The sequence below is a fragment of the Herbaspirillum sp. WTB6 genome (genome assembly GCF_057457785.1).
The window spans coordinates 303,634-317,756 of the sequence record NZ_CP176522.1; the positions used below are offsets into that span (position 1 = coordinate 303,634).

Annotated in this window: 17 protein-coding genes; 2 read left to right on the forward strand and 15 right to left on the reverse strand. The window is 58.9% G+C overall.

The window, feature by feature from the left end; translation table 11 throughout:
* Window positions 1-72 precede the first annotated feature (72 nt).
* From ACK2VC_RS01400 to ACK2VC_RS01460, 13 genes are all read right to left on the reverse strand, one after another.
* On the reverse strand, window positions 73-1,548 hold the full coding sequence (locus ACK2VC_RS01400; protein ID WP_486731808.1) for a DegQ family serine endoprotease: 1,476 nt from the start codon (window positions 1,546-1,548) through the stop codon (window positions 73-75).
* Between the two features lie 6 nt (window positions 1,549-1,554).
* Complete coding sequence (locus tag ACK2VC_RS01405) at window positions 1,555-2,607, reverse strand: MucB/RseB C-terminal domain-containing protein (RefSeq protein WP_486731809.1); 1,053 nt, start codon at window positions 2,605-2,607, stop codon at window positions 1,555-1,557.
* The gene (locus tag ACK2VC_RS01410; protein WP_486731810.1) at window positions 2,604-3,221 is read right to left on the reverse strand and encodes a sigma-E factor negative regulatory protein; all 618 of its coding nucleotides are present in this window, start codon (window positions 3,219-3,221) and stop codon (window positions 2,604-2,606) included. Before ACK2VC_RS01410 ends, ACK2VC_RS01405 begins: the two co-directional genes overlap by 4 nt.
* A 53-nt stretch (window positions 3,222-3,274) precedes the next feature.
* Window positions 3,275-3,877, reverse strand: coding sequence for an RNA polymerase sigma factor RpoE (gene rpoE / locus ACK2VC_RS01415; protein WP_486731811.1), 603 nt, complete (start codon window positions 3,875-3,877; stop codon window positions 3,275-3,277).
* Between the two features lie 99 nt (window positions 3,878-3,976).
* A complete protein-coding gene (locus tag ACK2VC_RS01420) occupies window positions 3,977-4,474 on the reverse strand; it encodes a flagellar hook-length control protein (RefSeq protein ID WP_486731812.1) in 498 nt (165 codons plus the stop codon).
* A gap of 51 nt (window positions 4,475-4,525) precedes the next feature.
* Window positions 4,526-5,773 (reverse strand): beta-ketoacyl-ACP synthase II, encoded by a 1,248-nt coding sequence (gene fabF / locus ACK2VC_RS01425; RefSeq protein WP_486731813.1) that lies wholly within the window; start codon window positions 5,771-5,773, stop codon window positions 4,526-4,528.
* A 29-nt stretch (window positions 5,774-5,802) separates the two neighbouring features.
* Complete coding sequence (acpP, locus tag ACK2VC_RS01430; RefSeq protein ID WP_486731814.1) at window positions 5,803-6,042, reverse strand: acyl carrier protein; 240 nt, start codon at window positions 6,040-6,042, stop codon at window positions 5,803-5,805.
* Between the two features lie 128 nt (window positions 6,043-6,170).
* On the reverse strand, window positions 6,171-6,917 hold the full coding sequence (gene fabG / locus ACK2VC_RS01435; RefSeq protein WP_486733295.1) for a 3-oxoacyl-ACP reductase FabG: 747 nt from the start codon (window positions 6,915-6,917) through the stop codon (window positions 6,171-6,173).
* Between the two features lie 11 nt (window positions 6,918-6,928).
* Window positions 6,929-7,861: an ACP S-malonyltransferase gene (gene fabD / locus ACK2VC_RS01440; RefSeq protein WP_486731815.1), complete on the reverse strand. Its 933-nt coding sequence runs from the start codon at window positions 7,859-7,861 to the stop codon at window positions 6,929-6,931.
* A gap of 18 nt (window positions 7,862-7,879) precedes the next feature.
* Entirely contained in the window at window positions 7,880-8,866 is a 987-nt protein-coding gene (locus ACK2VC_RS01445; protein ID WP_486731816.1) for a beta-ketoacyl-ACP synthase III, read from the reverse strand.
* Window positions 8,863-9,951: a phosphate acyltransferase PlsX gene (plsX, locus tag ACK2VC_RS01450; protein ID WP_486731817.1), complete on the reverse strand. Its 1,089-nt coding sequence runs from the start codon at window positions 9,949-9,951 to the stop codon at window positions 8,863-8,865. Before plsX ends, ACK2VC_RS01445 begins: the two co-directional genes overlap by 4 nt.
* Before the next feature lie 146 nt (window positions 9,952-10,097).
* Window positions 10,098-10,280 (reverse strand): 50S ribosomal protein L32, encoded by a 183-nt coding sequence (gene rpmF / locus ACK2VC_RS01455; protein ID WP_486731818.1) that lies wholly within the window; start codon window positions 10,278-10,280, stop codon window positions 10,098-10,100.
* A 124-nt stretch (window positions 10,281-10,404) separates the two neighbouring features.
* A complete protein-coding gene (locus ACK2VC_RS01460) occupies window positions 10,405-10,902 on the reverse strand; it encodes a YceD family protein (protein ID WP_486731819.1) in 498 nt (165 codons plus the stop codon).
* 107 nt (window positions 10,903-11,009) lie between these two features.
* Here ACK2VC_RS01460 and ACK2VC_RS01465 point away from each other — a divergent pair, with 107 nt between their 5' ends.
* Window positions 11,010-11,621, forward strand: coding sequence for a Maf-like protein (locus tag ACK2VC_RS01465; RefSeq protein WP_486731820.1), 612 nt, complete (start codon window positions 11,010-11,012; stop codon window positions 11,619-11,621).
* A gap of 94 nt (window positions 11,622-11,715) precedes the next feature.
* Window positions 11,716-12,474, forward strand: coding sequence for an SAM-dependent methyltransferase (locus ACK2VC_RS01470; RefSeq protein ID WP_486731821.1), 759 nt, complete (start codon window positions 11,716-11,718; stop codon window positions 12,472-12,474).
* 270 nt (window positions 12,475-12,744) lie between these two features.
* Here ACK2VC_RS01470 and ACK2VC_RS01475 read toward each other — a convergent pair whose 3' ends face one another.
* Together ACK2VC_RS01475 and ACK2VC_RS01480 are read right to left on the reverse strand one after the other, a co-directional pair.
* Entirely contained in the window at window positions 12,745-13,731 is a 987-nt protein-coding gene (locus ACK2VC_RS01475; protein ID WP_486733296.1) for a S49 family peptidase, read from the reverse strand.
* 29 nt (window positions 13,732-13,760) lie between these two features.
* A complete protein-coding gene (locus ACK2VC_RS01480; protein WP_486731822.1) occupies window positions 13,761-14,120 on the reverse strand; it encodes a Rieske (2Fe-2S) protein in 360 nt (119 codons plus the stop codon).
* Between the last annotated feature and the right edge of the window lie 3 nt (window positions 14,121-14,123).

The following is a 14,123-nucleotide window of genomic DNA, read 5'->3' on the forward strand; positions in this document are numbered from 1 at the left end:
CTTCATTGAGGGAAAAACAAAAAGGGTTGTTGGCCGCATGGCCAGCAACCCTCGGGCCAGAACAGCCGGTGCTCAGTTCGGGCGCAACGGGACGAACTGCGACGCGTCCCCGCGCCGCACCAGCACCACGGTCATTTTTTTGGGAGGCAGCATGGCCACCAGCGCATTGAATTGCTTGGCATCCTTGATGTCGGTGTTGTTCAACCGTTGGATGATGTCGCCCGGCCGCAAGCCGGCGCGAGCGGCAGCGCCTTCGGCAGCTTCCACCACGACGCCCGATTCCACCTTGGCTTCAGTTTTCTGCGCCTCGCTCAGATCGCTGACAACCAGACCCAAGGTGTTGGCGGTTTGCTCCGCCTTCGGTTTTTTCACCTCGCTCCTGGCACTTTTTTCCGGCTCCAGCTCGCCTACCGTCAACTGGATGTCGCGGTTCGCGCCCTTGCGCCAGACTGTGACGGTGGAGCGCGTTCCGGGCTTGGTACCACCCACCAGGCGCGGCAAGTCACTGGACTTCTCGATCACGACACCATCAAATTTGAGGATGATGTCACCCGCCTCCAGCCCGCTCTTCTCGGCCGGTCCGCCCGGCTCCACGCGCTGGACCAGCGCCCCCTGGGCCTTGGCCAAACCAAGCGACTCGGCCACATCCTTGGTCACTTCGCCGATCTGGACGCCGATACGGCCACGCGTGACGCGCCCGTTGGCCTTCAACTGATCCGCCACCCGCATTGCTTCATCGATCGGCACCGCGAAGGAAATTCCCATGTAGCCGCCGGAACGGCTGTAGATCTGCGAGTTGATGCCAACCACTTCGCCGCGCATGTTGATCAGCGGGCCACCCGAATTGCCGGGATTGACCGCGACATCGGTCTGGATCAGCGGCAGATAGTCACCCGTATCGCGTGCCTTGGCGGAAATAATGCCGGCCGTGACGGTATTCGCCAAGCCGAACGGCGAGCCGATCGCAATCACCCATTCGCCCGCTCGCACCTTGTCCGAATCGCCGATCGTCACCCGCGGCAGATTGTTGCCCTCGATCTTGACCAGCGCCACGTCGGTGCGCTTGTCGACGCCGATGATCTTGGCCTTGAATTCACGCTTGTCGGTCAGCGTCACATACACTTCGCTCGCCCCTTCGACCACATGCGCATTGGTCATCACATAACCATCGGCCGAAACGATGAAACCGGAGCCGACTCCTCGCGGCACCATCTGTTCCTCCTGCTGTTGCGGCGCGGGCGCGCGGCCGCGCGGGGGCGGCGTCTGCTGGCGCGGCATCGGAACGCCAAAAAAGCGACGGAAAAATTCCTGCATCTCTTCATCATCGCTACCCGGCATGCCTTGCTCGGATTTCACTTTTTCCGTGGTCCGGATATTCACCACGGCCGGACCGACCTTCTCGACCATGTCGGAAAAATCCGGCAATCCCGGCACGCCGGCGGCCAGCGCGGCAGGCGCAGCGCCAATCAGCGCCGGAGCGAAGACCGCACTTGCGGCACCCAACAAAATCGCAAACAGAGTATTTCGTACGGAATGCAATGTTTTCATGTGCTGTTATTTGGTTTTAAGTTCTATGGAATTGGCAATTTGCCGGATTGCCGCCGGCGGTACCTCGCCGACGATCGTCAGCCAGTAGTCTCCCAACCGCTTGCCGACAATACTGGTTGCGCCCTGCTGCAAAAAACCTTCCGTCCGGCTCTGGCTGCCGGGTTCGATAAAGACCGAAATGGCAGCCAGCCCGTCCGAAAAAACGATTTGCGACACTTCGCGCTGGCTGGGCTGAGCATTTTGCCGTGCAGATGCTCCCGTCCCGTCCTGCGCTGGCGTGTCGGAAATCATTCGCCGCAGTTCGCGAATACGAACAAATCCAGACGGCAGGGATTTGATCACCCAATTCGACAAATCAACCGCCCCCATGACCGCATTCTCGACCCGCCAGCCGCTGGTATTGACAAAACTCGGCCGCACCTGGCGACGGTCGATATTACCAATTCCCAACTGGGTAAAGGCGATCTGCTCGATCACCTCGTCCTTGTCATTCACGGTTTGCGCCCGCAGCAAGAGGCCGGTCGACTTCTCCGCCCACAGCTTGTAGCCGTAACGCAGCCCATCTTTCGGCTCCAGCACCACCGCCTGGCAATCATAGCCGGCTACCCGCCCGGTCTCCCCTTTTTTGATTTCATAGTGCTGGGCCAAATCAGCCGGGCTGGCCGCGCTGATGGCGGGAAACACGTCCTTGGTGATTCGCTTTTCCACCAGCAATGTCCGGGTTTCCGGCACATAGCAGGTCACTTCTTCGTTGGTGCGAATGTATTCGCGCGGCTTGCCGTCCAGCACTTCCAGTTTTTCGATTTCATTGCGGCCATCCAGCAAATGAGTGATGCGCGACGTGCGCACCAGATCTCCTTGCTGATAGATGAACGTGCCGGTGTAATTCAAACGCTGGGCCGCCGCCTGGATCTTTTGCAGCAGTGACTGCGCTTCCTGCGCAGCAGCCGCTTTATCCGTCGGCAAGTTGCCGCCATTTGCATAGCTAATGAAACCCAGGAAGGCGTATAGCGTAACGGCAAATTTTAAAAAAACCACTACTCGCCCCATATCGATCATTTGCCTGAATCTGCGGCGAATGTGGCGGAACGGGCGAATTGCGCGGTGCTGTACACGGAAGGGGAAAACCGCTGATGGGCAAACAAATAGTCGTCAATGCCCGGATCGCGCAACATGACTTCCTCGGTTGCCTCCGACGCGGCAACCGGCACCTCGATTACTGGCGATGACTTTAGCGCGGCCTTTGCCAGTGCCGGCTGCGTACCTGTTGCCACAACGGCTTGCGAAACCTCGGAAGTACCATCAGCCACCATCAATTGCGGCGTCGTAATGAACGCCACGGTGGCCACTGCGGCGGCGGCCACCATGCCCGGCAGCGCGAAACGCCGCAACGCCCGTCCACTGGCAAGTGGATGGACCAGCGCCGGAATTGCTCCCGGGGCAATGATGATCGGTTCGGCATCAAGCCGCGCGAACAGCTTGCGGGAAAAATCCGGGCTCATCGCCAACGGGATTTCCTCGGAACGCAAGGCGTCGCCGGCCTGATGATAAAGCTCCCAGGCAGCACGTCCCTCGGCTTGCTCCAGTAACGCCAGAGCCGCCTCGGTACCCGCTTCGTCAAGCTCGCCGTCAAGCAACGCGGAAATTTGTTTCCGAGTCAAATTCTCATCCATACCCACCTCGCTAAGCACCCCAACCCCTTTTTTCGACCTTGCTGCTGCGTCCGTTACCAACGCTTGTCGAGCGCCGTATCGAGCAACGGCCTCAATTTTTCCGCGATAGCTTCCCGCGCCCGAAAAATGCGACTGCGCACTGTTCCGATCGGGCACCTCATTGCTTCGGCGATTTCGTCATAGCTCAAACCCTCGATTTCACGCAAGGTAATCGCCATACGCAATTCGTCAGGGAGAGCATCCATCGCGAGATTGACGGTTTGGGCAATCTGCTTGGTGGCTAACATTGACTCTGGCGTATTGATATCCCTTAGGTGCTCACCGTCATCAAAAGTTTCTGCCTCTTCCGCGTCCGCTTCCGTCGACGTCGGTGCTCGACGCGCCTGGGTTACCAGATAATTTTTGGCGGTATTGATGCCAATCCGGTACAACCAAGTATAAAACGCCGAGTCGCCGCGGAATTGCGGCAAGGCACGATATGCCTTGATAAACGATTCCTGCACAACATCTTCCGCCTCCGCCTGGTCGCGAATCAGCCGCGACACCAGCCGCATCAACTTTCGTTGGTACTTGATCACCAACAGCTCGAACGCCTTTTTATCGCCACGCTGAACGCGCTCGACGAGCAGTTGATCAATATCGCGTTCTGTCGCCAATCGCCAATCCTTGTTTTATTGCAACACTCGCGCGACTCGAAACATTGACTGAATGAAACACAATAAGTTCGCGAGAAAAGAAGAAATTTGCATTTCTGGCTAATATTTCATGGAATGGTCATGCGTCGCCAACCATCGGCAGGCAATCGAAAGCGATCGAAAAGTGCCATCCGGCACCGAATCCGGCAATATCGGCACGGCAATCACCCGTTGATCATCCAGTTTCAGGCGCAATAACAGCAGCCAGGGCCAGATTGTGGTTGCAGGCATCAATCTGGCGTCTACTTCCGTTTTTGCAAGCGAAGGGCTCTTGTTCAGCATGCCAGACCCAGCGGATTTGAACTCGGCCAACCGGATTTGCCCTGATCCGGATATGTGGATATGAAACTCCGATCTGCTGCGGGTGCGATGATAAAAAACAGAAAGTGCGATAGAAATACAGCCGGCACCGATCAAAAATCGAGAAAAAGGGGCGAATTCGCCGACCACCCCGAAGCCAATCGCCCCGGCGACGCCCACGATTCCAAGACACATGCCGCAAGTCAGCAGGTACAGCGTCCGTGACGGCTTTATTACAGCGTAAATCGCGATCGACATAGAGAATATGCCAGGCGAAATGCCGCGGAGCGGGGAGTCAGAATTGTTCGGTTATACCTTGCCGAAAACCAGAGTGCCGTTGGTTCCGCCAAAACCAAAGGAATTTTTCACGGCAACGTTGATTGGCATCTGACGTGCGGTGTTGGCACAATAATCAAGATCGCATGCCGGATCCTGATTGAAGATGTTGATGGTTGGCGGCGACAACTGATTATGCACCGCCAGCACCGTGAATACCGCCTCCAGACCGCCGGCTCCGCCCAGCAGGTGGCCGGTCATGGACTTGGTGGAGTTCACCACAATCTTGTTCGCGTGGTCGCTCAAAGCACGCTTGATCGCAACCGTTTCGGCAAGATCCCCCAGCGGAGTGGACGTGCCATGGGCGTTGACGTAATCCACTTGATCGGCATTGACCCCAGCATTTGCCATCGCGTTCAGCATCGAACGACGGGCGCCATCCCCGCTTTCCAGCGGCGCGGTCATGTGATAGGCGTCAGCACTCATGCCGAAGCCCAGCAATTCGGCATAGATTGTCGCACCGCGCGCCCGGGCGGATTCGTATTCCTCCAGCACCATGACGCCGGCGCCTTCGCCAAGGACAAAGCCATCGCGGTCGCGGTCCCAAGGCCGCGACGCCGTGGCCGGGTCATCGTTACGCGCGGATAAGGCGCGCGCCGAGGCAAAACCACCAAGCCCCAAGGGCGAGATGGTGGATTCCGCCCCACCCGCAACCATGATGTCGGCGTCGCCATATTCAATCATGCGCGCCGCCATGCCGATGCAGTGCAAGCCGGTCGTGCAAGCCGTTACAATCGCCAGGTTCGGCCCCCGCAGTCCGTATTTGATGGACAGGTTTCCGGAAATCATGTTGATGATCGAGGCCGGCACAAAGAACGGACTGATCCGGCGCGGTCCGCGACTGGTCAATTCGGCATGCGTCGCCTCGATCAGCGGCAAGCCACCGATACCGGAGCCGATCAAGACACCGATACGATCGGCATTGTCCTCGGTGACCGTCAGGCCGCTATCCTGAATTGCCTGAATCCCGGCTGCCATCCCATAATGAATGAAGGCATCCATGTGGCGTGCTTCCTTGGCCGGGATGTAATCTTCAATATTGAAATTTTTCACTTCGCCCGCGAAGCGGGTGGAAAAAGGGGTGGCATCAAATTTTGTGATGGTCGCAATGCCCGACTTGCCGGCCACGATGGCATCCCACGCTTCGGCAACGGTATTGCCGACCGGAGAAACGCAACCCAACCCGGTTATCACGACACGGCGTTCGCGTGAACGGCTCAAACGGTTCCTCCCGAAGTCAATCGAACTGATCAAGCCTTGACATGCGCTTTCGCGTACTCGATCGCCTGCTGCACGGTCGTGATTTTCTCGGCTTGCTCGTCAGGAATTTCCATTTCAAACTCGTCTTCGAGCGCCATTACGAGTTCGACCGTATCCAGCGAGTCGGCACCGAGGTCGTCGACAAACGAGGATTCGATCTTGATGTCTGCTTCGGCTACGCCGAGTTGTTCGGCGACGATTTTCTTAACGCGTTGTTCGATGTCTGACATGTCATGCCTCCAGATTGTGTGGGTTACAGAAAGTGCGCGCATTTTATCAGGTTTGCGCAATCAAAATTTACTTTTAGCTTCTGCATTCAACGTTAACCAAACTTGCCTCAAAATCGTACAATTTTTAATTAACCCATATACATTCCGCCATTCACGTGGAGCGTCGTCCCGGTGATGTAAGCCGCTTGCCTGGAGGCGAGGAAGGCGACTGCTGCGGCGACTTCTTCCGGCATACCCAGCCGCCCGACGGGAATCTGCTGCAATATTGCGGCGGTCTGTCCTTCGTTCAATACCTTGGTCATGTCGGTGTCGATAAACCCCGGCGCCACGCAGTTGACCGTGATATTGCGGCTGCCGATTTCACGCGCCAAGGCCCGGCTCATCCCCGCCACTCCGGCTTTCGCGGCGGCGTAATTCATTTGCCCCGGGTTGCCGGCCGAGCCGACCACCGACGTGATATTGATAATACGCCCATGCCTGGCCTTGATCATGCCGCGCAAAACAGCACGCGACAGGCGCGCCACCGCGGTCAGATTGGTGGCAATCACCGCGTCCCATTCTTCATCCTTCATCCGCATCGCCAATTGATCCTGAGTGATGCCGGCGTTATTGACCAGGATCGACAAGCCATTGAATTCCTTCTGCACCGCCTCGATTGCCGCCTCGCACTGCGCGGCATCGTTGACGTTCAGGACGATGCCGTGGCCGCAGCCTGGCGCGATCGCCTGCAAATACTCCGAAATCGCCGCGGCACCCGCATCCGAGGTTGCGCTGCCCACCACTTTTGCGCCCTGGCGCGCGAGCTCCTGGGCAATCGCACGACCTATGCCACGGGACGCGCCGGTGACCAGTGCGACCTGGCCGTCCAAATTCAAGCTTTCATTTGTCACGCCAATAGCTCCATTATCCTGTCGAGAGATGCCTGATCGACGATTGCGTCACCAATCAAGTCGCCGTTGATCCTCTTGGTCAAACCAGCCAACACTTTGCCGGGGCCGCATTCAACCACGTGCCGCACCCCCTGCGCGGCGATTTCCTGGACGGTTTCCACCCAACGCACCGGGCAGGCTGCCTGGCGCGTCAGCGCATCCTTGATACGGGCGGCATCCTGCTCGATGGCGATATCGACGTTATTGATCAGCGGAATCGTCGGCGCGCCGAACGTGAGCGGCGCCATGTAGTCACGCAAGCGATCCGATGCCGGCTTCAGCAGCGACGAGTGGAACGGCGCCGATACCGGCAACGGCAGCGCCCGCTTCGCGCCTTTGGCCTTGGCGATTTCGCAGGCGCGCGCAACCGCGGCCTGATGCCCGGCGATCACAACCTGCGCCGGCGCGTTGAAGTTGACGGCCTCCACCACTTCCCCTTGCGCCGCCTCCGCACAGACGGCGCGCACGTCGTCATCCGACAGGCCAAGAATCGCGGCCATTCCTCCCTGCCCGACCGGCACCGCCTCCTGCATCGCCTGAGCTCGAAAACGAACCAGTGGCAGGGCGTCGCGAAACGGAATGACGCCGGCTGCGACCAACGCCGAATATTCCCCCAGACTATGGCCGGCAACGATCGCGGGCGCCTTGCCGCCGCCTGCAGTCCAGGCCCGGAAACAGGCGACGGCTACCGTCAGCATGATCGGCTGGGTATTGGTGGTCAGATCCAGTTCTTCCTTGGGTCCCTCGGCAATCAGCTTGCCGAGATCAAAGCCCAGCAACGTGGATGCCTCTGCCACGGTGTCCTGCACCACAGCGTTGCCGGCGAAGCCATTGAGCATGCCGATCGCCTGCGAACCCTGGCCGGGAAATACAAAAGCAAATTTTGTCATTCTATTGTCGTCAAAAATTCACATACGCACGATCGTGGCGCCCCAGGTAAAGCCGCCGCCAACCCCTTCCATCATCACGTTGTGGCCCGGCTTGATACGGCCGTCCCGCACCGCGGTATCCAGCGCCAGCGGAATCGAGGCGGCCGAGGTGTTGCCGTGCTGGTCGACCGTCACAATCATTTTCTCCAGCGGCAGGCCGAGTTTTCTGGCGGTGCTTTGCATGATGCGGATATTCGCCTGATGCGGAATCAGCCAATCAAGCTGCGCCGCTTCCATGTGGGCCGCGTGCAGCGCTTCGGTCGCAACCTTCTCCAGCACGGATACCGCCAGCTTGAATACCGCCGGGCCGTCCATGTGCAGAAAGGCGCTACCCTCGACGGCGCCGGCGCGCACGCTGCCTGGAACGCACAGGATGTCGCTGTAGTGGCCGTCGGCATGCAGCTTGGTGGCCAGAATCCCCGGCTCGGCGGCGGCGCTCATCACCACCGCGCCGGCGCCGTCGCCAAACAGCACACAGGTACCGCGGTCGTCGAAATTCAGTATCCGCGAAAAAACTTCGGCGCCAATCACCAGCACGTTCTTGTGCGCCCCGGTCTTGATGAAGCTGTCAGCCATCGACAAGGCATAGACGAAGCCGCTGCAGACCGCTTGCACGTCAAGCGCGGCGCAGTGATTGACGATCCCGAGCTTGCGCTGCACCACGCAGGCGGTGCTGGGGAAGCCGCCGAGAAAATCGGGCGTGGAGGTGGCCAGGATGATGAGGTCGATTTGATTCGGTTCCAGGCCCGCCATTTCCAGCGCCGGTTGTGCCGCGCGCACCGCCAAGTCGCTGGACTGAACGCCGGGTTCCGCGTAATGGCGTGCCGAAATTCCGCTGCGCGTAAAAATCCATTCGTCCGATGTCTCCACTCCCTTTTCGGCCAGTTGCGCCGCCAGTTCGTGATTGGTGACCCGCTTCGGCGGCAAGTAGCTGCCAGTGCCTATGATTTTGCTGTAAAGAGTCATGCGGTTTTCTCTTGGGTCGATTCGGTCATACCGGCATCCTTCGCTCCTGAATTGCTTTGCGCCTGCGGCATCACTTCGGCAATGGTGGTAGCCACGCGTGCCAGAACGTCGTGCTTGGCGGCCTCGAAGGCGCGTTTGATGGCCCATTCGTAAGCATACGCGTCGGCGCCGCCGTGGCTCTTGAACACCAGGCCGCGCAGGCCGAGCAAGCTGGCGCCATTGTAGCGGGAGGGGTTCATGCGGCGGCTGAATGAATTGATGGCGCCGCGCGCCAGTAGGGCGCCGAGCAGGTTCAGCGGATTGCTCTTGAATTCAGCCGTCAGCGCGCTTTTCACGAAACGCCCGAGACCTTCCGATGCCTTCAGCACCACGTTGCCGACGAAACCATCGCATACCACCAGATCGGTAGTCCCGACGAAAATATCGTTGCCTTCGACGTTACCATAAAAATTGAGCGTTCCCTGCTCATGGTCGGCACGCAGCAGTATGGCAGTCTGCTTGACGACATCGTTGCCCTTGATGTCTTCCTCGCCGATATTCAGCAAGCCGACGGTTGGACGCGGGATGTCTTCCATTGCCGCCACCAGAACCGAGCCCATCAAGGCAAATTGATGCAGATGCTGCGGCTCGCAATCGACGTTGGCGCCCAGATCAAGCATATAGGTCGGGCGACCTTTCTGGTTCGGAAGCAGGGCGCAAATCGCCGGGCGATCAACCCCCGGTATCGTTTTCAGCACATAACGCGAGACCGCCATCAGTGCACCGGTGTTGCCGGCCGAAACGCATGCCTGCGCCTGACCTTCCTTCACCAGATTGATTGCCACCCGCATCGATGAGTTCTTCTTGCGGCGCAGCGCGATTTCCACCGGATCGTCCATTGCCACGACTTCGGAGGCCGCGATCACTGACAGGCGGGGGTGATTCAGGGCCTTGTGTTTCTTAATCTGGGCGTGAACCACCTCCTCCAGACCGACCAGAATCAGTTCGGAGTTCAGTTCACGATTGACGAAGGAAATTGCGGCAGGAATGGTGACCGACGGGCCATGATCGCCACCCATGCAGTCGATAGAGATTTTTATTGTCATGTGTTGATTCTAAGCCACATCCCAGCCCACACTCCGGGCCGGATTCGGCGCGACTCACGATGACAGGGCGGCATGTTTTGGCATATGAAAAACGGCGCCGGATAAATAGCCCTCAGCGCCGCATCTTGCATTGAACCGCACTCAAATTATTCGTCGTTCTTGGTTTTCAAAACCTTGCGCCCACGATAAAAGCCGTTCGGGCTGATGTGATGGCGCATGTGCGTTTCACCAGTGGTCGGCTCAACGGCGAGCGGCGGTGCGCTCAGAAAATCGTGCGAACGGTGCATGCCGCGCTTGGATGGGGACTTCTTGTTTTGCTGGACTGCCATGACAACTCCTAAACCATAAGTTTGTAAATTTTAACACATCGGATTCGGCGCCTGGCTGCCGCGTCCGAACACTCTTGCTGCAACTCTTCCTTGTCTGTCCGCAAGGTAGGCCGGCACCGCTGCCCTACTGCTTCAAGTCCTTCAGCACTGCAAATGGCGACGGCTTTTTCGCGCCTTGCAACTGCTCGACGGCAACTTGACCCGGGCAAATCTCGTGCTTAGGGGCAAACGGCAACGCCAGCAGCGCGTCGTCTTCGACCAATGCCATCACGTCCAACCGCTTCGGCGCGACGATCACGTCAATTGCGTCATCCGCAAGCAGTTCCTCGATTTCGTCCGCGCCGTCTTCGTCTGGCGCCAGCACCAGGACCGACGAGGTTGCAATCCGGTGCGCGAACGGCGTCAAACAACGCTGACACATCAGTTGAACCGTCCCCGCAACCGACAACTCCAGCCGCGCGTGCCCGAACTGATCGGCGCCACCCTGCAACGACCAATGCAGCGCTCCCGAAGCATCGGCGCATTCCTGCGTCAGGCGAGCCAGCGCAGCAACCGCGACGTCACCTTCCGCCCGCTCCTTGAGTCGACAAAATTCAAAGGTGTCGATCACAAACGCTTCCATAAAGACAAATCGAGCCCGGAAAACCTGCGATAATAACAGGCTTTCCCCTTACTGGTCAAAGCCTTAGCGCGCTTTATTCAGCCCCTCATCAAGACAAGTCCGCTCCGATGCATTCGCCCCTCCCCGCCCGGCTGATTCTCGCGTCCGGTTCGCGCTATCGCCAGGAATTGCTGTCCCGCCTGCGCCTTCCGTTCGATGCGATCGCGCCGGATATCGATGAAACCCCGCTGGCCGGCGAAACTCCGCAGGCAACCGCGCTGCGACTGGCGCAGGCAAAGGCGGCTGCCGTGACACCACTGGCGCCGGATGCACTGGTTATCGGTTCGGATCAAGTAGCCACCCTGAATGGCCAGCAGATCGGCAAGCCCGGCTCGCATGCGAAAGCATTGCGACAATTGCAGCAATTGCGCGGCCAGTCTGTGGTTTTTCATACGGCCTTGTGCCTGCTGGATGGCCGCACCGACGCACCAGCCGGCAAAATTCAGTTGAAGAACACCCAGAGCCTGGTCACGTTCCGCGATTTGCCGGACCACGAGCTGGACGCCTATCTGCGCATCGAGCAACCCTATGACTGCGCCGGCAGCGCAAAAAACGAAGGGCTCGGAATTGCCCTGCTTGAAAAAATTGAAAGCCCGGACCCCACTGCACTTACCGGCCTGCCGCTGATCGCACTTACGTCAATGTTGCGACGGGCCGGCCTGCAGTTTTTCGCCAAATAGAAAAATATTGGAGTATGCCTGTTTTCGGACCAATTCCGCTGATAAAACGGACGAGTGAAAATATGCTACGACCAGTATATGGAATTATAAGACAATGAAGACAGCCGGAACGCTGTACCTGATCCCGAATACGCTAGGCCCGGAGATGCCGGAGACGAGCGACCCGCTGGCGCCATTAATTCCCACCGGCGTACAAGCGATAACCAGGCAACTTGATTATTTCATTGCCGAAAACGCCAAAACCACCCGCGCCTTCCTGAAGCTGCTGAGCCGCCAACACCCGCTCGTTCGCCCGCTGCAGGAGATCGATATCGAGGAACTGAATGTCAATACCGATAGCGCCAAGCTACCGGCGCTGCTGGTGCCGCTCCTGGCGGGCCGGAATGCCGGCTTGGTGTCCGAGGCAGGCGTGCCGGCGGTAGCTGATCCGGGCGCCGATCTGGTGCGCCTCGCGCATCTTCACGGGATCCGGGTCCGGCCGCTGGTCGGCCCATCCTCGCTGCTGCTGGCGCTGATGGCAAGCGGCCTGAATGGCCAAAGTTTTGCCTTCAACGGCTACCTGCCGACCGATCCGGCCTCACGCGCGAAACGGATCAGGGGACTGGAAGAACGCTCCCGGCAGGACCGGCAAACCCAGCTTTTCATAGAGACCCCTTATCGCAATGGCGCATTACTCGATGCGCTATGCAGCGCCTGCCAGGCGCAGACATTGATTTGCGTTGCAACCGATCTGAGCCTGGCGTCGGAATCGGTGCGTACGCAAACGGCAATTCTCTGGAAGGCCGAGCTGGCTGCCGGGCGCCCCCCCGATTTCCATAAAAAGCCAACCGTATTCCTGATGCTGGCCGAATGATTCAAGCCGGAGGCTGAAAAACAAAACGACGGTATTGCGCCGTCGTTTTGTGAACTTTGATTTCTGCATCGAGAGTACCGGATACTCTCACAGCCGCATCTGCAATGCGGCATCTCCGCATCCGCCACCGAGCCAAGGACCCTGTGTCTATCGGATGCATTCGCTGGCAACGGGACCAATCATGGTACTTTCGATAAGTCGTTCTCCTTGACGCTCCGAACGCTTCCAATATATCCCAGGCGCCAGAACTTGCAAGGACAAAGTATCAACTTAGCGCAACTCCAGACGGCCGGCGCCGCCTAGGGCTTTCACCGCGCCACCACCGACGGCGGCACCGAATTTCTTCAATACCCGCTCCGGCAATCCTTCATGCTGGGTGTAATCGACAATGTCTTCGGCCTTGATCAGGTCGCGCGCGACGGTATCGACCGTGCCGAAACCATCTGCCAGCCCCATTTCAACCGCCTTGCTGCCGGTCCAGAACAAGCCCGAAAACGTGTCCGGCGTTTCCTTCAAACGCTCGCCCCGCCCTTTGCGCACGACATCGATGAACTGTTGATGAATTTCTTCCAACATCTGCAGCGCATAATCCTTTTGCGCCGGGCTTTGCGGGCTAAACGGGTCCATGAAGCCCTTGTTCTGACCGGCCGTCAAGAGGCGCCGTTCGATCCCCAGCTTCTCCATCAAACCGGTAAAGCCGAAGCCATCCATCAGCACACCGATCGAGCCGACAATGCTGGCCTTGTTGACATAAATCTTGTCCGCCGCGGCCGCAATATAGTAGCCGCCCGAGGCGCACATTTCGTCCACCACCACGTACAAAGGCTTGTCCGGATAGGCGGCCCGCAAACGCCGCATTTCATCGTTGACCATGCCCGCCTGAACCGGGCTGCCGCCAGGACTGTTGATGCGCATCACGACGCCGACCGAACCGCTGTTGGAGTAAGCCTTGTCCAGTGCGCTGATGATGGATTCGGCCGAAGCCTTGCCGTCGGCCTCGATGGTGCCGTCCACGTTCACCAGTGCCGTATGGCGGCCGACATTTTCGACGTCGACCGCGCTCAGACCGAATGCCAGCCAGAGCCCGAACACGATCACGGCCAGCGTCAGCAGTTTCAGGAAAATTCCCCAGCGCCGGCGCGCGCGCTGCTCGCGCAAGGTGGCAAACGCCAGTTTCTCCAGTATGTCGCGCTCCCAGCCGCTTTTCTGAGCGGTGCCCGCCTGCGGCTGGCTGGTTTCAAATTCGTCATTGCTCATCATCGCCACTCTTCTTGTTCCGCCAGCGCTTATGCGATTGCGGGTCGTACATAATCATCCGGCTGCCAGTACACCTGGCCATCCTGTTCCAGCACGGCAATCGCGCGCAGGCGCCCGCCGCGGCACGGGCCACCGGCGCAGATGCCGGTATCCGGGACGTAGATGGCGCCATGGGTCGAGCACATCAAGTAATCGCCGCCGGATTCAAAGAATTGGCCTTCCGCCCAATCCAGCTCGATCGGCACATGCGCGCAACGATTCAACCAGCCATGGACCACACCCTTGTAGCGCACCACGAAACCAGTCCTGGCTTCGCCGCCAGCGGTTACCGGGAAACGCAAACCCTTGCCGCCTTCGGCCACTACATCGGAAGCACAAATCGGAATCATGCC